This is a genomic window from Vibrio sp. 10N.222.55.C6 (genome assembly GCF_041473395.1).
GTDB lineage: Bacteria > Pseudomonadota > Gammaproteobacteria > Enterobacterales > Vibrionaceae > Vibrio > Vibrio crassostreae_C.
The window spans coordinates 26048-50801 of sequence record NZ_JBFRSD010000007.1; the positions used below are offsets into that span (position 1 = coordinate 26048).

General features: G+C 44.9%; 21 protein-coding genes. 11 read left to right on the plus strand and 10 right to left on the minus strand.

The window, feature by feature from the left end; genetic code table 11:
* Positions 1–293: 293 nt before the first annotated feature.
* Positions 294–1508, minus strand: a complete 1215-nt coding sequence (locus AB4486_RS07740; protein WP_102393832.1) for a putative manganese transporter — start codon at positions 1506–1508, stop codon at positions 294–296.
* Positions 1509–1709: 201 nt separating this feature from the next.
* Here AB4486_RS07740 and AB4486_RS07745 point away from each other — a divergent pair, with 201 nt between their 5' ends.
* A complete protein-coding gene (locus AB4486_RS07745) occupies positions 1710–2615 on the plus strand; it encodes a manganese-dependent inorganic pyrophosphatase (protein WP_017065328.1) in 906 nt (301 codons plus the stop codon).
* A 149-nt stretch (positions 2616–2764) separates the two neighbouring features.
* On the plus strand, positions 2765–3154 hold the full coding sequence (locus tag AB4486_RS07750) for a DUF2750 domain-containing protein (protein WP_004734596.1): 390 nt from the start codon (positions 2765–2767) through the stop codon (positions 3152–3154).
* A gap of 98 nt (positions 3155–3252) precedes the next feature.
* Here the strand turns inward: AB4486_RS07750 and AB4486_RS07755 are convergent, their stop codons facing one another.
* The 7 genes from AB4486_RS07755 to pspF form a co-directional block, all read right to left on the minus strand.
* A complete protein-coding gene (locus AB4486_RS07755; RefSeq protein ID WP_372116907.1) occupies positions 3253–4032 on the minus strand; it encodes a DUF2927 domain-containing protein in 780 nt (259 codons plus the stop codon).
* Positions 4033–4068: 36 nt separating this feature from the next.
* Positions 4069–4851: an ATP-binding cassette domain-containing protein gene (locus tag AB4486_RS07760; protein ID WP_017060304.1), complete on the minus strand. Its 783-nt coding sequence runs from the start codon at positions 4849–4851 to the stop codon at positions 4069–4071.
* Positions 4848–5849, minus strand: coding sequence for an oligopeptide/dipeptide ABC transporter ATP-binding protein (locus tag AB4486_RS07765; protein WP_017060305.1), 1002 nt, complete (start codon positions 5847–5849; stop codon positions 4848–4850). The genes AB4486_RS07760 and AB4486_RS07765 overlap by 4 nt, the downstream gene beginning before the upstream one ends.
* A complete protein-coding gene (sapC, locus tag AB4486_RS07770; RefSeq protein WP_017065331.1) occupies positions 5849–6736 on the minus strand; it encodes a putrescine export ABC transporter permease SapC in 888 nt (295 codons plus the stop codon). Before sapC ends, AB4486_RS07765 begins: the two co-directional genes overlap by 1 nt.
* Positions 6723–7685 (minus strand): ABC transporter permease subunit, encoded by a 963-nt coding sequence (locus tag AB4486_RS07775; protein WP_017060307.1) that lies wholly within the window; start codon positions 7683–7685, stop codon positions 6723–6725. The genes sapC and AB4486_RS07775 overlap by 14 nt, the downstream gene beginning before the upstream one ends.
* On the minus strand, positions 7685–9307 hold the full coding sequence (gene sapA / locus AB4486_RS07780; protein WP_108185272.1) for an ABC transporter substrate-binding protein SapA: 1623 nt from the start codon (positions 9305–9307) through the stop codon (positions 7685–7687). Before sapA ends, AB4486_RS07775 begins: the two co-directional genes overlap by 1 nt.
* A 102-nt stretch (positions 9308–9409) precedes the next feature.
* Positions 9410–10432, minus strand: a complete 1023-nt coding sequence (pspF, locus tag AB4486_RS07785) for a phage shock protein operon transcriptional activator (protein WP_065583878.1) — start codon at positions 10430–10432, stop codon at positions 9410–9412.
* A 316-nt stretch (positions 10433–10748) separates the two neighbouring features.
* Here pspF and pspA point away from each other — a divergent pair, with 316 nt between their 5' ends.
* The 7 genes from pspA to AB4486_RS07820 all read left to right on the plus strand — a co-directional run bounded on the left by pspA (position 10749) and on the right by AB4486_RS07820 (position 18073).
* A complete protein-coding gene (gene pspA, locus AB4486_RS07790; RefSeq protein WP_004734604.1) occupies positions 10749–11420 on the plus strand; it encodes a phage shock protein PspA in 672 nt (223 codons plus the stop codon).
* A gap of 15 nt (positions 11421–11435) precedes the next feature.
* On the plus strand, positions 11436–11669 hold the full coding sequence (pspB, locus tag AB4486_RS07795; protein ID WP_004734605.1) for an envelope stress response membrane protein PspB: 234 nt from the start codon (positions 11436–11438) through the stop codon (positions 11667–11669).
* Complete coding sequence (pspC, locus tag AB4486_RS07800; protein ID WP_029222097.1) at positions 11662–12048, plus strand: envelope stress response membrane protein PspC; 387 nt, start codon at positions 11662–11664, stop codon at positions 12046–12048. Before pspB ends, pspC begins: the two co-directional genes overlap by 8 nt.
* Before the next feature lie 157 nt (positions 12049–12205).
* Complete coding sequence (locus tag AB4486_RS07805; protein ID WP_102429172.1) at positions 12206–13240, plus strand: efflux RND transporter periplasmic adaptor subunit; 1035 nt, start codon at positions 12206–12208, stop codon at positions 13238–13240.
* 1 nt (position 13241) lies between these two features.
* Positions 13242–14327 (plus strand): efflux RND transporter periplasmic adaptor subunit, encoded by a 1086-nt coding sequence (locus AB4486_RS07810; protein ID WP_029222096.1) that lies wholly within the window; start codon positions 13242–13244, stop codon positions 14325–14327.
* The gene (locus AB4486_RS07815; protein WP_017065336.1) at positions 14320–17430 is read left to right on the plus strand and encodes an efflux RND transporter permease subunit; all 3111 of its coding nucleotides are present in this window, start codon (positions 14320–14322) and stop codon (positions 17428–17430) included. Before AB4486_RS07810 ends, AB4486_RS07815 begins: the two co-directional genes overlap by 8 nt.
* A gap of 76 nt (positions 17431–17506) precedes the next feature.
* A complete protein-coding gene (locus AB4486_RS07820) occupies positions 17507–18073 on the plus strand; it encodes a DNA-3-methyladenine glycosylase I (protein WP_017065337.1) in 567 nt (188 codons plus the stop codon).
* Between the two features lie 244 nt (positions 18074–18317).
* On the opposite strand, the gene AB4486_RS07825 is transcribed toward AB4486_RS07820, so the two are convergent.
* The gene (locus AB4486_RS07825) at positions 18318–19502 is read right to left on the minus strand and encodes a cystathionine beta-lyase (RefSeq protein WP_017065338.1); all 1185 of its coding nucleotides are present in this window, start codon (positions 19500–19502) and stop codon (positions 18318–18320) included.
* A 182-nt stretch (positions 19503–19684) separates the two neighbouring features.
* Positions 19685–21139 carry a cardiolipin synthase gene (gene cls / locus AB4486_RS07830; protein WP_372116909.1) on the minus strand — a complete coding sequence of 485 codons (1455 nt, stop codon included), beginning with the start codon at positions 21137–21139 and terminating at the stop codon, positions 19685–19687.
* Between the two features lie 366 nt (positions 21140–21505).
* Here cls and AB4486_RS07835 point away from each other — a divergent pair, with 366 nt between their 5' ends.
* On the plus strand, positions 21506–22939 hold the full coding sequence (locus tag AB4486_RS07835) for a sodium-dependent transporter (protein ID WP_050546918.1): 1434 nt from the start codon (positions 21506–21508) through the stop codon (positions 22937–22939).
* 188 nt (positions 22940–23127) lie between these two features.
* Positions 23128–24744 (plus strand): methyl-accepting chemotaxis protein, encoded by a 1617-nt coding sequence (locus AB4486_RS07840; RefSeq protein WP_065583883.1) that lies wholly within the window; start codon positions 23128–23130, stop codon positions 24742–24744.
* The last annotated feature ends 10 nt before the right edge of the window (positions 24745–24754 follow it).

The window sequence follows — 24754 nt, forward strand, 5'->3', positions numbered from 1 at the left end:
TCTTGTCTTAAGAACCAAGATTAAAGCTTGAATTAAAGCCCCTGTAAGCACTCTTACAGGGGCTTTTTGTATTTTTGATATCAGTGTTGGTGTTTCTAAATAAGCATTATACAGGGCTAATAGAGGGCGTTTTTGAGACAGGCTGTAACGCGCTGTTTGAGAGAGGTGGTAGAAGCAGTGAAGCAGGAAGGGAATGTAAAAAGAACCTGTGGAAAGACTTAAGCAGACGGAAACAAAAAGGCCGATACAAAGTACCGACCTTACAGAAGCCTATGTAGTTAACTCTGATCAAGTTAGATCTCAAACATAAACCAATAGCCATAAGCACAGATTAAAGCGGGCACACTTGAATACAAGGTTGCGACCAGTGCTGCTTTCGGTGCCATCGCAATCGCAGGGAATAGCGCATCTCCATCATTTGAAATTGCGTTACCTACCTGAGCCGAAAGTGGCAGGGCGCCTGAAAGGTATAAGCTAGTGACCAATAATTGCGGTCCACAGCCCGGTAGCAAACCCATCAACACGCCAGCCAGGGGGAGCATGATGCCCCAGCTTGAGAATAGCGTCGCAAAATCAACATTTGCTATCACAGAGCCAAATTCAAAGAAAAGAAAGGCAACCACCACCCAAGCGGTGACAAAGTTTGTATCTTGAGCGGTCTTTTGCAATGGGTGAGAGCCTATACACTTTTCGTCCTCACTCACGGCTGATTTGTAATCCTCAATTTCACGGGTTAGCCCCCACAGAAACATCGAGCTGATCAGCAAAACTGTCCCCGCCCATTCCATCGACATTTCAGGCAAAGCGAGCAGCTCGTTCACATCGACTTGAAAAGAGCCAAGTAGGGCAACGGCAGCACCCGGAATAATCAGTACAGACCACAGGTAACCTTGCAGGTTTATCGCTTTTTTAGAGACCGATTCTTTGTCTTGAGATTGAGAAGCACAGCTGCTCACCACTTCATTTTTCTCTGCTTTTTTTGGGCGTAAGAAGTCGTCTGCGTGAAACAAGTTAATGATTCGGCCTGACGCAGTACCCACGATCACGCCCATCGCCATCATGGCTAAACCTGTCTTAGGCTCGCTCGCTATGAGCAGGAACGCCGCGTCACCCATGGTTGAGACGAGCACCGCAACTACCGCACCAAATCCGAGTTTTCCCGAGATAAATTGTGTGGTTACCACTATCGCACCGCCACAGCCGGGCAACGCGCCCATGAGAGCCGCGAATACCACTTGGTTTGAACGAGATTGATGGACGAGCTTATTGAAGACGTTATCTTTGTTTATGTACAGACTTAACCAGTGGTAAATAGCCAAGGTTAAAGCAACATAACAAGACACTGCCCAAAACGCGTCTGACAAAGTAGTCACCGTCAGCTCTCGTGTAGCTGGGGCTGCAACCAAAGCTGCAAGTGAGACAGGCAAAAGCAGGCGCTTAAATGACAGTGAAAACTGAGTTGTTTTCGCAGCACTACTGCTTGGCAAAAAAGAGATTAGTCGATCCATAGGTGTTACTCAAAATTAGTGGCTTAAGATAAATATATACGAATGATAATAATTATCAATTGCATTTGTTGTTTTTTTATCTATTGTTACTATTGGCTAAACCCACGAAACATGACCAATCTAAAAAAATGAGGTAAAGTATGGCTAATAAAGAGAGGCTCTAAAGGTAGAGTCATAATTGTTAGTGTAATAGGAAGAAACATGATTTTAGTTGTTGGTCACAAAAACCCTGATAGTGACAGTATTTGTAGTGCGTTAGTTGCAACTGAGCTTCTTAAGGCTCGTGGCGAGGAAGCGACACCAATTCGCCAAGGCGAGATCAACCGCGAAACTCAACACATTCTAGAAGTCGCTGGTGCTGAAAAGCCAGAGCTTCGTACTTCTGTTGCTGGTGAGAAAATCTGGCTAGTAGACTACTCAGATCTAGCACAAGCACCAGATGATGTTGCTGATGCAGAGATCGTAGGTATTGTTGATCACCACCGTCTAGGCGACGTGATGACAGTAAACCCAATGGAAGCTTGGATCTGGCCTGTTGGTTGTACAAACACTGTACTTTTCAACATGTTCAAGATTGAAGGTCACGCAATCTCTCAACAAATCGCTAAACTAATGATGTCTGCAATTCTTTCAGACACAGTTGGTTTCGCTTCTCCAACATGTACTCAAAAAGACAAAGACGCGGTTGCTGAGCTTGCTGAAATTGCTGGCGTAACTGACGTTGATGCATTCATCAAAGCGCTTCTAATCGCAAAAACAAACATCGAAGGCCTATCTGCTGCACAGCTAGTAGAAAAAGACCTTAAAGGCTACCCATTCAACGGTCGTGATGTTGTTGTTGGTCAAGTTGAACTTGCGACTCTTGAGCAAGTAGACGGCATGATCGAAGCGCTAGAAGCTGATCTTGAAGAGCGTTGTGAGAAAGACGGTCTAGCGTTCGCTGCGGTAATGCTAACAGATATCACTACTGCTCAAACTCGTCTTCTATACAAAGGTGAGTGGGCTGAGAAATTGGTTAAGCACGAGAAAGGCGGCGTATTAATGATGGAAAATACACTAAGCCGTAAGAAGCAAGGCTGGCCTTGGCTACAAGGTGAGCTTGTTTAATCAAGTCGCTTAATATTAAACGCCTGCTTATTTAGCAGGCGTTTTTCTTTGAAGTAGACTTTCTTCTTCATCGATAATGTTTGAAGTTAACAACACTCGGCATAAAATAGCTTTAAGAGCAAAGTTACTGACTAAAGTAGGAAATTAAGATGACTACACAGCTAGACGATAAAAAAATCGCTGAAATCAACAAGTATACGGGCGAGCAACGCCTGAAATACTGTGTGAAAGAAATCGTAGCAAACCGTGAAGTATGGATCTTAACCGATGAACACGGTTGTGTAATGCTGAACACAGAAGATGAAGATTGTGTTCCAGTATGGCCAAACCAAGAGTTCGCAGAATCATGGGCAACGGGTGATTGGTCTGAGTGTAAAGCTGAGTCTATTTCGTTGAACAAATGGCACAGTCGCTGGACGAACGGTCTAGAAGACGACGAACTTGCTGTTGTAGTATTCCCGAACGAGCAAGAAGAAGGCGTTATCTTGTTCCCGGATGAGTTCGACTTCGAATTGAAAAAGCAGGCAGCTAAGCGCTAGTTCTTTCGTAATACAGTAACATCGTAAGTCAGCGTTGCCTTTCTTAGGCAGCGCTATCATTCAATTATCCCATCTAAGTTACTTCCAACGTATATTCGTCAATACCCAATCAACTGATACAAAGGCGCTTGCTGTGCGGCTTTAGAAGCTTGCTGAAGCACACCTGTTTTGCTGTATCTCTTGAGTATCTTTCGAACGATAGGTTTTACTTCAGATTTTGTCATTCCAGCTTTCAATTCTGGTTCATACAGCAATTGCAGTAGCACTACGTCTAACGGCGATAATAAGTCTTCTGGCGTGTGGTCGTTGAAAATAGAAGGGTAGGCTTTATCTGAATCATTCGGCAGGCCTAGAACTTGTGCGATCTCTTCCACGATACAGGCGACCAGCTTACCTCGCGATCTTGCCTGATCAACCGGGATTACAATCCCAGCGTATACAATCTCGCCTTTAGAATTGGTTCTATAGCCCGCCGTGCAGATGGCGCTATTTAAATGTTGAGTTGATTTGAGCTTGAGCACCGATTTCGCCTCAGATACCCACTGGCTCTGCCTTGTGTATATCCATTTAACGTTCGCTTCGGACTCTTTACTGACGATTGTTATTGGATGTTGGGTGACTTCAGATAAGTGTTTGATATGAAGCTCTGTGATCTCTTGATGCAGTTCCTCATCGCCCACTCGATGATCGATCCAAATCTTGATCGGTTGTTTCCACTTGGCGAGCGGTTTGTTGCCTTGGGAGTATTCGTGTTGAAGCGCGACGTTATAAAAGGCAGTTTCGACGAAGCTTCTATCTAGCCATGTGAGCGGTGTGCTTGTCGCGTCAAAGGACAACAGCACCAACAAGAGGGGAAGCATTGAAGCTGTTCGATACATACTTTTCCCCTCTGCTAAATGTAGCGTGATTCCAGGTTAGTGGTTCGGCGCTTTGGAGAAATGGCTCTCAACCAATCTTTGGGTGATTTGGTGAGTTGGATTGGTTAGCACTTGATCTGTTTCCCCACTCTCAACCACATTGCCTTCATGCATGACAATAATCTTGTCGGTAATGTGCTTAACAATACCGAGGTGTTGAGATACATAAACGAACGATACGCCCATCTCTTCTTGTAACTCTAAGAACAGATTGATGATTTGCGAGCGCATTGCCATGTCCAAACCATTTAAAGCTTCATCAGCAACAATGATGGATGGCTGAAGTATTAAGGCACGAGCCAAACAAACCCTTTGTTTCTGGCCTGCAGCAAGCATCTGAGGGTAGAAATACGCATGTTCCGGTAGAAGGCCTACGCGCAGTAGTGTGTCTTTCACACGACGCATACGAGCTTCTGGAGGCATGTTGGTGTTTCGCTTTAATGGACCTTCAAGAATTCGACCGATCTGAATGCGCGGGTTAAGTGACGTATTCGGATCTTGGAAGATCATTCGAATCAGCTTACAACGAGTCGAGTAGTCTTTGTGCTCTAGCTTTTCGCCATTCACGCGGATCTCGCCTGCGGTTGGCTCCACCATGCCTGCGAGCATTCTGGCTAATGTTGATTTGCCAGAACCATTCTGGCCGATAAAACCAATTGTCTGGCCTGCTTCAAGAGAAAAGCTAACTGGCTTCACCGCCTGATGAATCTTTTTACGGAAAAGACCAGAGCGAGTCGTAAAGTCTTTAGACAAATCACTGACTTCTAATAATGCACTCATGATTTCTTTTTCTTCTCCATATTCAGAGGGAAGTGACAGTTGAACTTATGGTTCTTGATACGTTTCGTATGTGGGATCTCGACACACTGCCTTTGTGCGTATGGGCAGCGAGGCCCTAATCGACAACCAATAGGAAGATGTTGCAGCGGTGGAATTGACCCCGGCAAAGACTGGAGCTTCTCCTTGTGGGGAATCCAGTCGTTAAAGTCTGGCATCGCTTTTAACAAAGCAACGGTGTACGGGTGCTTTGGTGCATCCAACAGCTTCGGTGTATCAGCGGATTCTACCGATTGACCACAGTACATCACGGTAATGCGAGTCGCCCATTGGGTAATGGTGGTTAAGTCATGGCCGATCAACACGATGGTGGTGTTATTGATCTGGTTCATACGACTCAAAAGACGCAATATTTGAGACTGTGTAATTGGGTCTAAATCGTTGGTTGGCTCGTCAGCAATCAAGACTTTTGGCTTGGCAGCGATCGCCATTGCGATCATGACTTTTTGACACTCACCATCTGTCAGCTCATAAGAGTAACTGTCCATTAGGCGAGAGTGGTCTTTGATGCCGACTTTGTGTAGTAATGCGATCGCTTGCTTCTTACGCCACTTAAATCGTTGCCACCAACGACCTTCAAACGAATGGGAAGGGATCGCTTCAACGAGCTGGTTACCTACTTTTTCAGAAGGGTCAAGACACGTTGATGGCTCTTGGAAGATCATTGCGATATCGCGGGCGATCACTCGGCGTCTTTCTTTCGGCGTCAGTTGCAGTAGGTCGATATTACCTAAGCGCATTCGGTCTGCAGAAACCTTCCAGTTTTCTTTACATACTCCGACGATCGCTTTTGCAACCAAACTCTTACCTGAGCCTGATTCACCTACTAAGCCACGAATTTCCCCTTCATTGAGGGTAATACTCATTCGATCTACGGCTTTAACCATCCCTTGAGGGGTCTCAATCTCGATGGTTAGATGTCGAATATCAAGTAACGGCATTATTCGATTCCTGCATTTAGCGCTTGGCGAACACCTTCACCGACGAGGTTAATCACGATAACTGTAAACATAATAGCTAAGCCGGGTAGGGTAACTGTCCATGGCGCAAGGTAAATCAACTCGACCGAATCACCCAAGATGGAGCCCCATTCGGTACTCGGTGCTTGAGCGCCAAGCCCTAGGAAACCTAAAGCCGTGATATCAAGAATTGCGACTGACAGTGCCAGCGTAACTTCAAGAGCGATCACGGTAAGGATGTTCGGAAGGATTGAGTTCCATAGCAGGTAAAAATCGTTCGCACCATCAAGGCGAGAAGCCAGAATATAGTCTTTTTCTACTTCAGCATGCACGGCAATGTACACCGAGCGTATAAAGCGCGGGATCAGTGCCAAGCACAAGGCGAGCAAGATATTAAACTCCCCAAAGCCAAGGAATGCCACGAAGATAATCGCCAGCAGAAGAGATGGAATCGACATAACAGTATCAAGCAGGTGGTTTAGCGTGCTTGATAGTAAACCGCGCGTCATACCAGCAAGTACGCCAATCAGACAACCAATGACGGCTGCGATAAAGGTAATCACCACCGCGGCGCCGAAGGTTAACTGAGAGCCAATTATTAGGCGAGAGAGAATATCTCTGCCTAAGTCATCCGTACCCAAAAAGTATTCTACCGTTCCCGCAGGATCCCAAGAGGGCGGCGTTAATAGGTGACCGGTTTGTTCTTGTGCATCATGCGGGGCTAGCCACGGTGAAGTGACGGTGACCAGAATGATAAGCACCAAACACCACAAGCCAAACATAGCTAGATTATTGCTGCGGAAGCTGCGCCAGAAACGTTCGAACTGGGTTGGAATCTGTTCTTCTTGGTAGACGTTATTTGTTAGCATACCATTCCTTCCTTACCAGTGGATTGATCATCGCGCCCAGTAGATCGGACAGAATATTAGCGGTCAAAACTAAGGTAGCCACCACAATTACACCAGCTTGAATTGAAACGTAATCTTGATTCGATAAGGCATCCAATAACCAGCGGCCAATGCCCGGCCAGTTAAAGATAGACTCGGTAACAATAGCAAGCGTTAACATACTCGATAGCTGAACACCGACCTTAGGAATAATCGGAGGTATCGCGTTTCTTAGCACGTGCTGCGTGATGATCTCTCTAGTGGAAAGACCTTTAATTCGCGCAGCGCGGATGTAGTTTTGCGTCATTACTTCAGCCACTGACGCTCTCATCAATCGGATGACCTGAGTCGTTGGCGCCAGTGCTAAAACAAGACAAGGCAACGCCATGTGCTCGATAACACTTTGTAGTGCGTGCGCACGGTAGCGACCCTCGGCAAAAAAGGCGTCAATCATCGCGAATCCAGTCACGTGTTCAATCTCGTAAAGTAGGTCGTATCGGCCACCAACTGGGAACATTTCAAAGTGCAGTGAAAACACCATGATCATCAGCAACGCGACCCAAAATATAGGCGCAGAGTAACCGGCCATTGAGGTGAACGATATGGTGGTATCAACAAATTTACCTTGTCTCATACCAGCAATGGTGCCGAAAGGGATACCGATGATGAGTGCCAACACAAAGGCAAAGAAGCACAGCTCTAGCGTTGCAGGGAACACCAGGACCAACTCATCGATGATAGGCACACCGTGTTTGCTTAGGCCAAAGTTTAGCGTCGATAATTCAGTGATATAGCTAATCCAACCGGGCCAAAAATCTTGAATTGCCCAAGGTGAGGTTTGGTCTAATCGAAGCAGGGAAAAACCTACCAAGGTCAGAATTCCTAGCGTAATAACGAATAAGTTTACACGTCTTAATGTATACCAAAACATTACTGCACCTCTCTTCTGACTTGATCAAAAGGTTGGGCATTGAAAGGACTTGCTTTAAAGCCTGTTAGCGAACGATCGTGCACGCGAAATTGCACGCCATGAGCTAAAGGAATCACAGGAACTTCTTCATTGAGAATGTTTTGGGCTTGTCGGTACAAGTTCACACGGTGCCTTTGTTGATTGATCTCTAATGCTAAGTCGAGAAGGAAATCAAAGTCTGAATTACACCACATCGAGACGTTTAACCCTGCACGCTCAGAGCTGCATGAGAGCAGCGGACGTAAGAAGTTGTCCGGGTCACCGGTATTGCCTATCCAGCCTGTAAGCAACAAGTCTGTTGAGGAAATAGAGGACAACTGTGTGCGGTCAAATCGGTCGTCGGTATAGAGTTTCAATTCAATACCAATATCGGCTAAGTTTGCTTGGATAAGTTCTGCCGTTTTTCTTGGACTTGGATTGTATGCGCGTGGCTCTAGTGGTACCCACATTGAAAGCTCTAACCCAGGTTCAACGCCAGCTTCTTTGAGAAGCGCAACCGCATAGTTTCGGTCGTAGCGAACTTGAACGCTGTCTTTTTGGTGAGCCCAAGAAGTCGGAGGAAGCAAGGTGTAGGCTTTGGTTCCTGTACCGTAATACACAGAATCAAGAATGTTCTGACGATTGATGGCTAAGTTGAGCGCTTTACGAACTCGAGAGTCACGCAGTGCAGGGTGCTCAGTATTCAGCGCGATGAAAGAGACATTAACCGCCGGAGTAGCAGAAATCTTCAACTCTTCATGAGCCTGAATAATAGGGATTTGGCTAGAAATTGGTGAGTTGAGCACGTCACACTCACTACGCAGAAGCTTGGCAAGTGTGCCTGTTCCACGTTGCGAAGTATCGAACACAACTTGGTCCATTTGTACTTCACCTTTCCAGTAGTGCTTGTTCTTTTTCAAGCGCACTAGGTCGTTGACTTGGTATTCATCTAAGTAGAAAGGGCCAGTGCCGACTGGATTGGAATCGATTCGATTTTTCTCATCCGCTGCAATGAGCTGATTGGCATACTCCTTAGAGTGAATGACTGCATAGCTGGTGGCGATATTGTTGAGAAACGAATTGTCTGGGCGACTTAATTGGAATTTCACCGTTAGGTCATCAACTGCGGTGATATCGACGATCAGGTTTTTGAAGTCGATTCCGGCAAACCATGGGTATAGGCCGCCACCCACATAATGAAATGGGTTTGAACTATCAATGACACGTTCAAAGCTAAACACCACATCTTGTGCATTCATGCTACGAGTTGGGGTGAACCAGTCTGTGGTTTGGAACGCAACATTTGGGCGCAGTTTGAACGTGTACTCTGTACCTGATTTATCAACAGACCAACTTGTCGCCAAGTTCTGTTTTGGTCGGTACGTCATCGGATCAAGAGTGAGCAGTGTATCGAAAATTTGAGGACTCAGCGATTCTGCGGTAATGCCACTATCAACCAGCTGTGGGTTGAAGGTACTAGGATTACCTTGGCCGCAATAAATGAAGCCTTTTTCACGGATTTGCTCGTGATTCACACTCTCACCACATCCAGCGAGAAAGCTCAGCGTACAGATGCTCAGTGATAGTCTTATTAGTGCTTTCATAAAAAGAAATACTTTTCGAAACGAGGCGTTAGAGGAGCCTCAAGATCCGGACAATTTAACATTTTATTTATTCGGCTCCAAATAATAATCAAGCGTGGACAGCTATTTATCGTTAGCTTGTCCGACAATCGCGTACTTCCTCACCATTCCACGTAATTGGTTGTAGGTTAATCCAAGTAATTCTGCTGCTTGTTTCTGGTTGTACTTGCTCTGCTTTAGGGCTTGATTGAGCAGCTTGATGTCTTGTTGTTCTTGCCATGCTTTGTAATCAAGCGGCAAAGAAAACAAGCTCTCTGATGAAGTATGGCTGTTGGACGGCGCATTGCCAATTTCATGCGTGGAATCTTGATCTATTTTCCATGCGGGTTTGAATGGGTTAAACACCAAAGATTCAATAGGATATGGGTCTTTACCGTGCTGGTAGACTGCGCGCTCAATAACGTTCTTGAGTTCTCGCACATTCCCCGGCCATGAATAATCCAGCAGCGCCTCAACGGCAGACGGAGCAAAGCCAACAAACAACTCCAATTCTAATTCACGGCACATCTTAATGGCGTAGTATTCTGCCAGCAGCGTGATGTCTTCTTTTCGCTCTCGAAGAGGGGGTATAGTAATCACGTCAAACGCGAGCCTGTCCAATAAGTCGGCTCTGAATTCGCCCCTTAATGCCATGTCTGGCAAGTCAGCGTTGGTCGCACACACCAGTCTGACGTTGGCACTTAAAGCTTTTTGTCCGCCGACACGTTCATACTGCCCGTATTCAATAACGCGCAATAGCTTCTCTTGAACGGCTAGGGGCGTGGTCGCGAGCTCATCCAGAAACAGCGTTCCGCCTTCTGCTCTTTCAAAACGACCTTGATGACGCCCTTTCGAACCCGTAAAGGATCCCGATTCATGACCAAACAGTTCTGAATCAATCAAACCTTCACTTAAAGTTGAGCAGTTCAATGAGATCAAAGGTTGATCCCAACGTCTTGAAAGGTAATGCAGTCTTTGTGCGATCAACTCTTTACCTGTGCCACGTTCGCCAATGATCAGAATGGGTCTTTCTATTGGTGCGAGTTGGGAAACTTTATCTAACACAGAGAGAAAGCTAGGTGATTCACCAATGAGGTTCTGCTGCATAGCGGGTCCTTGTGTGATTTGAGCGCCGATGGATGTGATTTAGAGGGCTTTATTTAAATCACATCATGTAAATAGCTTAAGTATAAGAGTCGTAGTGGTGAAAAATACCAATACTTGGCTAAATTCATCATAGCATGGTTCGGGTTAATCACCATTTTATTGTAAGTATCTGATAATAAATGGCTTAAAAGTTGGCACGTTACTTGGATTACTTATGGTAGGTTTAACAACAAACGTAAATTTTTGAGCAAGTGGATTGAGAAATCGAATAACGCTTTAAAGCACATTTGCCATCATTGTAATTAAGGAGTTCCTCATGGGTATTTTTTCTCGCTTTGCAGACATTGTAAATTCGAACATCAGTGCACTTTTAGACAAGGCTGAAGATCCTGAAAAGATGATTCGCCTGATTATCCAAGAAATGGAAGATACGCTGGTTGAGGTTCGCACTAACTCCGCTAAAGCTATCGCAGATAAAAAAGAGTTAGCGCGTAAAGTTGAAGCTATCGAAACTCAGATTCTAGATTGGCAAAATAAAGCGACACTAGCACTAACTAAACAACGTGAAGATTTGGCGAGAGCGGCGCTAATAGAAAAGCAAAAACTTGAAGATATAATCAAAAGCCTTCACACAGAGCAAACCTTGGTTCACGAAACCATCGAAAAGCTGACCAGTGAGATTGGCAAGCTTGAAACCAAAATCGCAGAAACACGTGCGAAGCAGCAAGCATTAATGATTCGTAATAATGCGGCAAGCAATCGTCGTGATGTTCAAAAGCATCTGCATTCAAGCAAAACCCACGAAGCAATGGCGAAGTTTGAGCAATTCTCGCGTAAAGTGGATGAATTAGAAGCTGAAGCAGATGTTTACGCCAAAACAGGTAACGCAAAATCGTTAGACCAAGAATTTGCAGATCTACAAGCTCAAGATGAAATTGAAAAAGAGCTGGCGAAACTGAAGCAACAAGTTGAAAACCGCGATAAATAATTTTAGGAGTTGTCTATGTCAACATTTCTAATTGCAGGCCCACTGATTGTCTTTTTAATCTTCGTGGCACCGCTATGGTTGTTCTTACATTACCGCAGCAAGAAGAAATCCAGTAATGGTCTTTCAGAAACGGATCTTCAGCGTTTGCACAAGCTTTCTGCTCAAGCTGAATCGATGCAAGATCGAGTGAAAACGCTAGAAAAAATACTGGATGCGGAGTCACCTAACTGGAGACGAAACTATGAGTAGAGAACTGTATCGCGATCCTATTAACGGTAAGTTGTCTGGAGTGTGTGCAGGGTTAGCGAACTACTTTGGCCTTGAAGTGTGGTTGGTTCGCATCTTGGTTATCTCGGCGGCACTGCTTGGTGGTAGCTTTTTGGTGTTATTAGCGTATGTAGCTTTGACATTTATGCTTGAAAAACAACCACCTCAGTATGTCGATCAGATGAAGGCCAAACAAGAGCACACGCTCAAGCAAAAACCTTGGGAAAAAGGGCAAACCGCAGAGTCGTTACTGGGCACTTTAGAGGGTGATTTCCAGAAATTAGAGACCAGTGTCCGCAATATGGAAGCTTATGTGACTTCGGATACTTTCAAAGTCGACCGCGCATTTAAGAACATGTAGTGGTAAACCTGAAAAACATTAGATAACGGTTTAGGAAAATTTATTCCAAGCCGTTATTTTTTTTAATAATTTTGTCTAAATAAATCTTACGATAACTGGTAAGTTACATGTAATTAATCTATGTTATAAAAATATTTATAGTTATGGATGATCACTAATGTATAGAGCCTCCGTTGTCCTATTGACAGCCTTAGCTGGGTTGTCTGGGTGTGGTAAGGAGCTTCCTCCCGTACCTGAACCTGATTCTAGACCCGCCAAACTCTTCACTGTCTCCGTCGGTAGTAATGCTTTTGAACGTAGCTTTCCAGCCACCACAGAAGCTGGTGACAGAGCGGTACTCGCATTCCGTGTTCCTGGGTTATTGCAGAGCATCGATGTGACCGCTGGGCAGCACGTGTCTAAAGGCGACGAGCTTGCTAAGTTAAATCCCGATGAATATCAACTACTCGAGAAGCAAGCAAAAGCGAATTTTCAGCTAGCCGATGTTCAATATCAACGTGCGATCAAACTTCGTAAAGATCGTGTGGTATCAGAGCAAGATTTCGACCAAGCGAAAGCGAACCACAATTCAGCTCGCGCGGTGCTTAATCAAGCTAACGCGAATCTTCGCTACACCACTTTGGTTGCGCCGTATGACGGAACCATTTCCATCATTCCTGCTGAAAACCATGAATACATTGCGGCTAAACAAGGCGTGATGAATATTCAAACGAATCAAATCCTCAAAGTCGTATTCTTATTACCCGACCAACTTATCACGCGCTTTTCTTCAGGGTTTGAGACGGATGCAACCATGGTTTTTGATGCTTTCCCTGGTAGCTCCTACGCTTTAGCATTCCAAGAAGTTGATACTGAAGCGGATCCCAAAACCGGGTCGTACAAAGTCACCATGGTAATGGAAAGACCCACCGATGTTGGTATTTTGCCGGGTATGTCAGGCACAGTTCATTTAGTTTCAGCGTTAGCAGCCGCCACAAAAATTCCCACATCAGCAATGATGACTGATGGCGATGATGTCTCTGTGTGGCGCGTGAATAGCGACGGTATTGTTGAAAATGTCGCAATCATCATCGATGAAAAGCGCCATATTGTTTCAGGGTTGAACGATGGTGATCGCATCGTAACTTCTGGTGTTAATGGTCTTGAACCGGGCGTTAAAGTTCGAGAGTGGATCAAGGAAAGGGGGCTATAACATGAAAACACTTAAAGTGGCCGCTGGACTGTCGTGTTTGGCTTTACTTACGGCTTGTGAAGATAAACAAGTTGTAGAAGTGAATAACACGCCCTTGGTTAAAGCTATCGAGATTTCAGTCATCGACTTTAGCGACAAACTCTATTTCCCAGCGGTTGCAAACGCTGCCGAGAAGGCTCATCTCAGCTTTCGAGTCGCTGGTGAAATCAATAAGCTTGATGTGAAAGAAGGTGAGCGTGTTTCACAAGGAGACATCATTGCAGAGCTTGACCCTACCGATTATCAACTGGATGTCGACAATGCTCAGGCGCGTTACACGGTAATTAACAGCCAATACAGACGTTCAAGTCCGCTAGTGAAGAAAGGCTTATTGGCGAAGTCACAGTTTGATGAAATTGCTGCTCAACGCCAGATCGCTTATGCCGAGCTGGAACTCGCAAAACTGCGCTTGTCGTTCACTAAGCTTCGTGCTCCTGTTGATGGGATCATTTCTCGTGTCAGTGTCGATCAATATGAAAATATTCAGGTAGGCCAGCAGGTCGTGAACATTCACAGTGTCGAGGATGTTGAGGTTGTTATCCAACTGCCTGACCAGATTTACGTGAATCAGCCTAGCGAACAGCTGTTATCGAATGTTGAGGCTGTGGTAAGAGTACCCAGTGGCAATGAATACACGGCGGCTATTAAGGAGTTTACCACTGAACCTGACCCAAGCACGGGCACGTTCACGGTGACGCTTGCTCTACCTATGCCGGAAGATGATTTGATTCTGGATGGTATGGCCGTTGAGGTGACGTCAAATGGGCGAGATATCGGCTTGGAGTTAAAAGCTGGGGTACTTATCCCAATCGAAGCTGTGTTTAATGCGGATGGCGATGATTTAACGCGCCAGAACTCTTATGTATGGGTGCTTAATGACGACAGTACCGTCTCAAAACAGCAAGTCGTAATAGGAAAAGCCAATCAGAAAACATTGCAGATCATGAAAGGATTAGAAATGGGGCAGCATGTCGTTGTTGCAGGCGTATCGCGATTGCGAGATGGGATGACAGTGGAAGTATTGTCTCAGGAGACGAACAATGAGTGAAGTAAATAACAAGCCCCAAAATGACGATCAACAGGGTGATGATCAGATCACAGGTGTTGCTTCTTACTTTATACGTAACAAAGTCATTAGCTGGATGTTATCTCTGATCTTTCTTATTGGTGGTGTCTCTGCCTTTTTCGGCTTGGGTCGTTTAGAAGATCCTGCCTTTACCATCAAAGATGCGATGGTTGTGACCTCTTACCCAGGGGCCACACCTCAACAAGTTGAAGAAGAAGTTACTTACCCACTAGAAAAAGCGATTCAACAACTTACCTATGTGGACGAAGTGAACTCTATCTCTAGCCGCGGCCTATCACAGGTAACGGTGACGATGAAGAACAACTACGGCCCAGATGATCTTCCGCAAATATGGGATGAACTTCGCCGAAAAGTGAATGATCTCAAGGTTGAACTGCCACCCGGCGTCAATGATCCTCAAGTCATCGATGATTTCGGTGACGTTTACGGTATTTTGCTGGCGGTGACGGGGGATGGCTATAGCTACAAAGAGCTGCTGGATTACATTGATTACCTAAGGCGAGAGCTAGAGTTGGTTGATGGGGTCAGTAAAGTCTCTGTTTCTGGTCAACAACAAGAGCAAGTATTCATTGAGATATCGATGAAGCGGATAAGCTCCTTAGGTCTGTCTCCAAGCACGGTATTTAATCTTTTATCGACTCAAAATATTGTATCAAGTGCGGGTGCGGTAAGAATTGGCGACGAATACATTCGAATTCATCCAACGGGTGAGTTCCAGAATGTTGAGCAGCTTGGCGATTTAATTCTGACAGAAGGTGGTGCTCAAGGTCTCATCTATTTAAAAGATGTGGCGAATGTAACTCGTGGTTATGTTGAAGTGCCAAGTAACATCATTGGCTATAACGGCAAGCTCGCACTTAACCTTGGTGTCTCTTTTGCGCAAGGCGTGAACGTAGTAGCGGTTGGTGAAGCGTTTGATCGAAGATTGGCCGAGCTAAAGTATCAACAACCCGTCGGCATCGACATCTCCGAGGTTTATAACCAACCTAAAGAGGTAGACAAGTCGGTAAGCGGATTTGTGGTGAGTTTAGGGCAGGCGGTTGCGATCGTAATCGTGGTGTTACTGTTCTTCATGGGACTAAGATCGGGCCTATTGATTGGTTTGATACTGCTATTGACCGTATTCGGTACATTCATTTTCATGCAGTACTTCAAGATCGACCTACAACGTATTTCACTGGGCGCGTTGGTTATCGCCTTGGGGATGCTGGTGGATAATGCCATTGTGGTGGTGGAAGGGATATTGATCGGCACGCAGAAGGGGCGAACCCGGATGCAGGCCGCCACCGATATCGTAACCCAAACCAAATGGCCGCTGCTTGGTGCGACGGTTATTGCGGTGACTGCGTTTGCTCCAATTGGTTTATCTGAAGACTCAACAGGCGAATACTGTGGCACCTTGTTCACGGTGCTACTGATCTCCTTGATGCTGAGTTGGTTTACTGCCATCTCGCTCACGCCGTTCTTTGCCGACATGTTCTTTAAAGGTCAGAAGGTCGATCCAGATAACGAAGGTAAGGACCCATACAACGGGATGGTTTTTGTTATCTACAAAAACTTCCTTGAGTTCTGTATGAAGCGTGCTTGGTTAACCATGTTTGTTCTGATTATTGGTTTAGGCGCGAGTGTGTACGGTTTTGGTTTCGTTAAGCAAGCCTTCTTCCCGTCTTCAACCACACCTATGTTCCAAGTGGATGTGTGGATGCCAGAAGGTACCGATATTCGAGCGACCAATACCAAGCTTAAAGTGCTTGAGAGTTGGCTAGCTGAGCAGGACGAAGTTGAACATATCACGACAACCGCGGGTAAAGGCCTGCAACGTTTCATGCTGACTTATGCGCCAGAGAAAAGTTATAGCGCTTACGGCGAGATAACGGTTCGTGTGAAAAGTTATGAAGTACTTGAAGGGCTAATGAAACGCTTCCGTGAACATGTAAATGGTCAGTTCCCAGAGATTGACTACAAGCTTAAACAGATCGAATTAGGTCCTGGTGGCGGTGCGAAAATTGAAGCGCGAATTGTGGGTTCTGATCCAACGGTTTTACGTTCAATCGCTGCACAAGTGATGGACATCATGCGTGCTGATGAAGGCGCATTTAACGTTCGTCACGATTGGCGTGAAAGAACTAAGGTATTAGAGCCTCAGTTCAATGAAAGCCAAGCGCGTCGTTATGGTATTACTAAATCTGACGTTGATGATTTCCTAGCAATGTCTTTCTCTGGTAAGTCGATTGGTGTGTATCGTGATGGTACAACGTTAATGCCGATTGTGGCTCGTTTGCCTGAAGACGAGCGTGTCGATATTCGTAACATCGAAGGCATGAAGATCTGGAGCCCAGCATTAAGTGAGTACATCCCACTTCAACAAGTAACGTTAGGTTACGAGCTAGAATGGGAAGATCCACTGATCATCCGTAAGAACCGTAAGCGTATGCTAACGGTAATGGCGGATCCTGATCTATTGGGTGAAGAGACGGCCTCAACTCTACAGAAACGCTTACAACCACAGATTGAAGCGATTGAGATGCCTCCGGGTTACTCATTGGAATGGGGGGGTGAATATGAGTCGTCAGCAGATGCACAGGCGTCACTGTTCACAACCATGCCTCTGGGTTACTTGTTCATGTTCTTAATCACTGTGTTCTTGTTTAACTCGGTGAAAGAGCCTCTGATCGTTTGGTTAACGGTTCCATTGGCGTTGATAGGGGTGACGACAGGCTTGCTAGCCTTGAATACACCATTCGGCTTTATGGCGCTGTTGGGCTTCTTGAGTCTATCTGGGATGCTTCTGAAGAACGGTATCGTACTACTTGATCAAATTGAGATTGAGATGAAATCTGGTAAAGATCCGTATGTAGCGGTTGTTGATGCGGCTCTGAGTCGTGTTCGCCCGGTATGTATGGCGGCGATTACCACCATTCTAGGTATGATCCCTCTACTACCGGATATCTTCTTCAAACCAATGGCAGTAACCATCATGTTTGGTTTAGGCTTTGCGACTGTACTCACGCTAATCGTAGTGCCTGTGCTGTATCGTTTGTTCCATAAAATTGAAGTGGCTTAACGTCAACTGACCTTTGAAATAATGCCCCTAATTGGGGCATTATTTTTATGTACGATTACTAAAAGAGACCATCGAAATGGAAGCTAATACAGTGGATAGAACGTGTGCATGGGCGCTTAAACATGAGCTTGAAAGGGAGTACCACGATGCAGAGTGGGGCGTGCCTGTTTATGATGACCAAGTTCTGTTTGAGTTCATTACTTTAGAAGGTGCTCAAGCCGGTCTGAGTTGGATTACGATCCTTAAAAAGCGTGAAGGCTATCGTGCCGCGTTCGATAATTACGATCTAAACAAGCTAGCTGAGCTGAATGAAGACAACGTGCCGCACATCATTGAAAACTTCGATGTGGTTAAACACAGGGGTAAGATTGCTTCGGTATACAACAATGCACGAGCAACGCTTGAATTACAGAAAGAGTTCGGCTCTCTTTCTAATGCCTTATGGCAATTTGTTGATAATGAAGTGATCGTGAATCAATGGACTGAGATGTCTCAAGTTCCCGCTTCTACCGAGCAATCTAAAGCGATGAGTAAGTTTTTGAAGAAGAGAGGCTTTAAGTTTGTAGGAGAAACAATCTGTTACGCATTTATGCAAGCAACAGGTATGGTCAATGATCATTTAGTCGGTTGCCCACACAAATAAAGTGTTATTTATTTCAGCGGAACAATCACTTAGAAATTGAAAAATTCATAGCCATTTTTTCATCGCTCTGAGATCTTTAAGTGGATGTGCTTTAAGGTTCAATATTGGCTTTGAAAGCTTCTGGACTATGAGCGGTTTGTATTATGAGCTGAAGTATCTGAATATGAGTATTTTGAGTTATGCTTTAAACAGAAAAAGGCAGGAATATCCTGCCTTTTTTGCATATTAGACCTATCGTCTCAGATTAAATCAGAGCGCTATAACGTTCTAATCCCGCCTCTAGATCAGCAATCAGGTCATCAACATCTTCTAACCCAATATGAACACGTATCAAGGTACCTTCGAAATTAGGATTGGCAACAGTTCTCAAGCTGTCAAAACTGCTTGGTTCGTTAGCTAGAATCAAACTTTCAAATCCACCCCAAGAGTAACCCATACTAAAATGTGTCATTCCATCAAGTAACGCTGTCGTCGCTTTGATATTAGAGTTGTTTAGTACAAAAGAGAACAAGCCATTACCGCCAGTAAAATCTCGTTTGAAGAATTCATGGCCTGGGCAAGACTCAAGAGCAGGGTGACGAACGTGGTTAACTTCAGGACGAGTCTCTAACCATTTTGCGACCTTCAAGCTGCTTTCTGCGTGTTGGCGTAGACGCACATCAAGAGTACGAATGCCGCGAAGCCCTAAATAAGCATCATCAGGTGAGACACATTGCCCCATCAAGTAACTTTGCTCTCTTAGTTGATCCCAGCATTTCTCATTGGCGACTGCCGTACCTAGCATCACATCAGAGTGACCCACGATGTATTTGGTCGCTGCTTGAATCGAGATATCAACACCAAAATCAAACGGTGAGAAGTTCACGCCAGCCGCCCAAGTATTGTCTAGCATAACGATGATGTCATGTTCATGAGCGATACGCGCTAGTGTTGGAATATCCTGCACTTCCATGGTGACAGAGCCTGGAGACTCAGTAAACAGCACCTTAGTGTTTGGCTTGATAAGGTCTTGGATACCTTCACCAATCGTTGGCTCGTAGTAAGTTGTCTCTACCCCCATCTTTTTCATGATGGTGTCACAGAAATCACGAGTAGGTTCGTAGCAGGTGTCAACCATTAAAATATGATCACCTGTTTCTACAAAAGAGAGAATGGCATTCGAAATTGCTGCTGTACCACACGGGTACAGTGCACAACCCGCGCCGCCTTCTACTTCAACCATCGCATCTTGGAAGGCAAAATGAGTGTTGGTTCCACGACGTCCGTAAAAAAGGGTCTTGTTAGCGCGGTTAATCGTAGCTTTACGCTTCTCTTCTACTGAGTTAAATACGACAGTTGAAGCGCGCTGTACTGGTGGGTTAACAACACCATTGGTCCACTTCTTATCACGACCGGCAGTGATAAGTTTAGTGGTTTTGTTCTCGGACATGCTGTGAATTCCTTATCAATCGGTTATGTCCTATTTAAAACATGCCAAGAGTGTTCAAAGCAAGAGCGGAGCGGGGATTTTTGCGCTTTTCTTACGATTTTTAACCTTTCACTCAGTTAACAGTGAAAGGTTAAAAATGATCGATGGGGAAACAACGAGCCATAATCGACTCATTGCTGGAATTATAGGAGTGGGTTGAACAAGTAGAACAGCCTCTCAAAGAAGCGATTACTAAGGTTTCTTTGCTCCCACTGTTCTAACTCTACAGAGTGGGATGAAGCGATATAAGATTTCTGCAGCTCAGACAGTTTTTGCGTGAAATGCACATCATCCACAGCCAGAGTCACTTCAAAGTTGAGCCACAAACTGCGCATGTCGATATTGACGGTTCCGATCAAGCAAAACTCTTCATCGATCACTACCGATTTGGTATGAAGAAGGCCACCGTAAAATTCATAGATCTTTACGCCAGCTTCAAGCAACTCGGTATAAAACGCACGAGAAGCCCATTTAACCATTAGTGAATCGTTATTGTGTGGAATGATCAGTTCTACAGTTACGCCGCGTTGAGCTGTCATCTTAAGTGTTTCGAGTAAGTCAGCACTTGGCACAAAATAAGGTGTAGTAATACGTACAGAATGATTCGCTTGATTGATGGCGATGGTCAGTACTTGTAAGATCAAATATTCCGGCATGCCAGGGCCAGACGGCACTACTTGAACCGGATGATGTGTCATGATTTCTTCAACTGGGCATTCAGGTATATCAGGGAGAATGCGTTCACCAGTCTCAACTTCCCAATCCCAGCCATGAATAGCGGATAACACATTAACGGTTGGCCCAGTCACTCTGACCATTACATCAATCCACTGACCAACGCCGGAACTTTGTTTGAAGTGAGCAGGATCGACCATGTTCATTGAACCCGTATAGGCGATAGTCTCGTCAATCACAATGATTTTGCGGTGTTGTCTTAAATCTAGGCGACGTAAGAAAATACGCCATGGGCTCACTTCTAGTGCTTGTAGGACTTGAACGCCTGCGTCCTTCATCATTGACTGCCAGTGGCTTTTGAAAAAGCGAGGGCTACCGGCTGAATCGAGCAAAACTTTAACATCTACGCCACGTTTTGCAGCGCGAATCAGCGCAGAGGCAACCGAATCGGTCAGGCCACCTGGATGCCAAATATAGAAAACCATCTTGATACTGGTTTGTGCATTTTCTATATCTTCGATAATTGCGTGTAGGATCTCGTTTGGTGAAGATTGCAGCGATAGAGTGTTTCCACTGAGTGCAGGGATGCCCATTCGATTGTTACAAAGCTCGTCAATCTTATGGATAGGGGAGCCGACTTTCCCTGGTTGGTGAAGTTGGCAATCATTCAATTGACGGAACCAGTCGCCGAAAGGGGTAAACATACGATGAGCGCGTTCAGCCCTTTTTCTGCCTAGGTTTAGCTCACCAAAAAGGAAGTAACAAGCTACACCAACAATCGGGATAATGTAGATAACCATTAGCCAAGCAAGAGAAACGCTGACAGAGCGTCGTTTTAGTACAACACGAAACGTCACACCGGCTACGAGAACCCAGTACAAAACAACAGAGGCCAAAGTTAAAAAATGATAAAGCTTATCCACATTGAATACTCGAAAAAAGAGACACTTAGATAGTAATGCTATTTAACGGATATGGGAATTTAAGGATTCAACTATTTACAAAATAGAGCAAAAGATGTAAATAGGTTAAAGTTGTTAAGTTTTGGTCAATTTAAGAAGAAAACGATTGTTTTGTATGAAAAGTCGGCATTTAACCATAAAAATTTACATCTTTAACGAAATTTGTACGGTATGCACTTCCAATTTTATTCTTAAACTGGTTTACTTGCTAGACAACGAGCGTCAATCAAATCTTTTAGGTGTGTAAATTTATTTATACACCTTCCTTTTAAAGACGCCACCCAAAGCAAAACACAACATCACATAACACAAAAGTTTGGAGTACACGTGGCTACTAGTAATACAACCACAACACCCCGCGATACCTGGGGTTCGAAGTTAGGATTCGTAATGGCTGCAGCAGGTTCTGCTGTTGGCTTAGGTAACATTTGGAAATTCCCATACACAGCAGGCGAAAGTGGCGGTGGTGCATTCGTTGCCATTTACCTGTTTTTTGTAATTTTTATTGGTTTCAGTGTCATGCTGACTGAATTTGCGATTGGCCGTCATACGCAAAAATCAGCAGTAGGTGCATTTAAAACAACTGACCGTCGTTGGACGTTCGCTGGCGTTATCGGCGTATTCAGTGGTCTACTTATCATGGGTTTCTACCCAGTAGTAGGCGGTTGGTCAATCGCATACATCGGTAAAATTGCAGGTGGTCTTCTAGACGCACCAGAAGCAATTGGTGATAGCTTTGGTGGCTTTATCTCAAACCCAGTTCAACCACTAATGTGGATGGGCTTATACCTACTACTTAACGTTGTTATCGTTATGAAAGGTATCTCTGGTGGTATTGAGAAAGCAGGTAAGATCCTGATGCCGCTTCTTTTCATTATCCTTATTGTAGTATCAATCAAAGGCATTATGCTTCCGGGCGCGATGGCTGGTCTTGAGTTCCTATTCAGTCCTGACTTCTCTAAAGTAGACAGCAATGTAATCCTAGCCGCTCTAGGTCAAGCATTCTTCTCTCTAAGTCTTGGTATGGGTTGTATGATGACATACGGTTCTTACCTTAAGAAGAAAGAGAACCTAGTTCAGACAACAGCAATGGTAACCGCAATGGATACTGGTGTTGCTATTCTAGCTGGTGTTGCAATGTTCCCTGCAATGTTCGCGTTCGGTATGGAACCTGCAGCGGGCCCTGGTTTAGTATTCGTTGTTGTTCCTCAGCTATTCGCTGAAATGGGCGGCGTAGTTGGTCTTCTATTTGCTCTTATGTTCTTCGTTGGTTTGAGTGTTGCGGCACTAACATCTTCAGTATCTCTACTTGAAGTTGTGGTTTCTTACCTAATCGATGAGAAAGGCATGAAGCGTGTAACAGCGGTACTGTCTGCAAGTGTTGTAATGGCGATTCTATGTATCTTCGCTTCTCTATCACTTGGCGGCTTCGGTCCAACACTGTTTGATACTGGCGCGTTCGACATTTTCGACCTACTAACGGATAAGATTTTCCTAGCGGTTGGCGGTATGTTGGTATGTATCTTCGCTGGTTGGAGACTAAACCGTGCTGACCTAGAGAAAGAAATCACTAACGATGGTGAAGTATCTTTCCCACTATTCGGTCTATGGTACACGCTAGTTAAGTACATCATCCCAGTAGCTATCGCAATCGTTGCATTCATGGGTATCTCTTCTGGCTTCGACAGCGGTAAAGGTGCAATCATGCTACTAGGTATTGGTATTATTGCTGGCTCTGCGCTTATCTCTAAGAAGCTATAGTTTTAAGAAGCTACAATCGCGAGCTAAAGTAAGTTAAGAAACGGGAGCCAATGGCTCCCATTTTTTTATTCAAATACTTAATTCTTATCAAAAAATAAAACATTACATTCACTAAAGTTATCCGTCACCTAGCCGATATATTGAATATCAAGAATTTTTGATCGGTATTTAATTTAGGTAGGTGTTGTGTGAAATTGTCAGTGAGAAAGAAACTGTATGCCGGTTTTGGCTCTATATTGGCGGTGCTTGTTACGTTAGTCAGTATTGTATGGATAGAAGTTATCGGCGCGCACCAGAGCGCAGATGAAATTAGAATGGACGATGTTCCGGGTACTGTTACCTACCTGGTACTGATTGATGAAGCGGGTGATGTATACCGAGATGCGCTTGGTGCAATTACACTGGTTGATAACGCACTCAATGATTATCGAACCAGCAAGAACGAATTTGCTCAAGCTATCGAGCAGGCTAAGCGTTTGGAGAGTAGAGGTTCGGAAGACCACCGCCGTATTCAGCGAATTGAAGACCTGATGGGGCGTTTCACTCAAGAGTTTGAATCAAAGCTTGTGCCGAAGATCAATGATGAAGCTGCGCTACTAGCCAATATTCAACAGCTACGATCTTTGTATGAGAGCAATCTTATCCCTATTGAGAACTTACTGGATCAAGCGTCAGCAAGTGAGCGCGCAGATACAGAACAGTCACTACTGACACTAACCGACACGTTTACTACCATTGAGCGCACCATCATGGTGTTGTCTGCTATTGCGATTGTCTTTGGTTGTGTGATTGCGTATCTATTGTCTAGCTCTATTACCAATCGTCTTACTCGTGTAGAACAAGTAGCACGACGTGTAGCAAATGGTGACCTAACGGCAGGCGACATTATTGATGATTCTGGTGATGAATTGGCTGAACTGGCTAAGTCGATTAACCAGATGCAGAAATCACTAGTAGACCTATTAGGTTCAATCTCGTCTGTGACTCACCAAGTCCAATCGGTGACAGGGGAGCTCTCTTCTATTAGCCAAGACATCGTTACTGGTGCATCAGCTCAAGCAGACAAAGCTAACTTGATTGCAACGGCTGCTGAAGAGCTAAGCTTGACCATTTCTGAAGTGGCGCAGCAAGGTACTTCAACTTATGAAGAAGCACGTCGCTCAGAAACCTCTGCAGAAGATGGCCGCAACGTGATTGTTGAGATGGTGGCGAGTATTCAACAAGTGTCGACTCAAATGAGCGATATGTCGTTGCAAATGAATACTCTAGGTTCTCACGGTGAGCAGATTGGTAGCGTTATCAAGGTAATCGAAGACATTGCTGAGCAAACTAACCTGTTAGCTCTTAACGCTGCAATTGAAGCGGCACGTGCAGGCGAGTTTGGTCGTGGTTTTGCTGTGGTAGCCGATGAAGTGCGAGCGCTAGCAGAAAGAACAACCAAAGCGACACGAGAAGTCTCGGGCATCATTCAATCGATTCAATCGGGCACTCAAGAAGCGGTGACTTACACTCAAGATAACTGTCGTTTAGTTGAGATTGGTGTTGAGCAAAGCTCAGGTGCTGTTTCGGCTCTAGAAGCGATTGTGAGCGGTGCGGGCAATGTACAAAGCATGGTTAACTCTATTGCGACTGCGGCAGAAGAACAGACGGCTGTGACCAAAGAAATTGCAGCGGACATTACCGCGATTAGCGATATCTCTGAGCAATCTCTGCAGCTAGCAACTCGTAGCTCCGAAAATACATCAGGCTTGAACGCTAAGGTTGCTGAGCTAGAAGCATTAGTTGGTAAGTTTAAACTGGGGTAAAGCGGTAGCT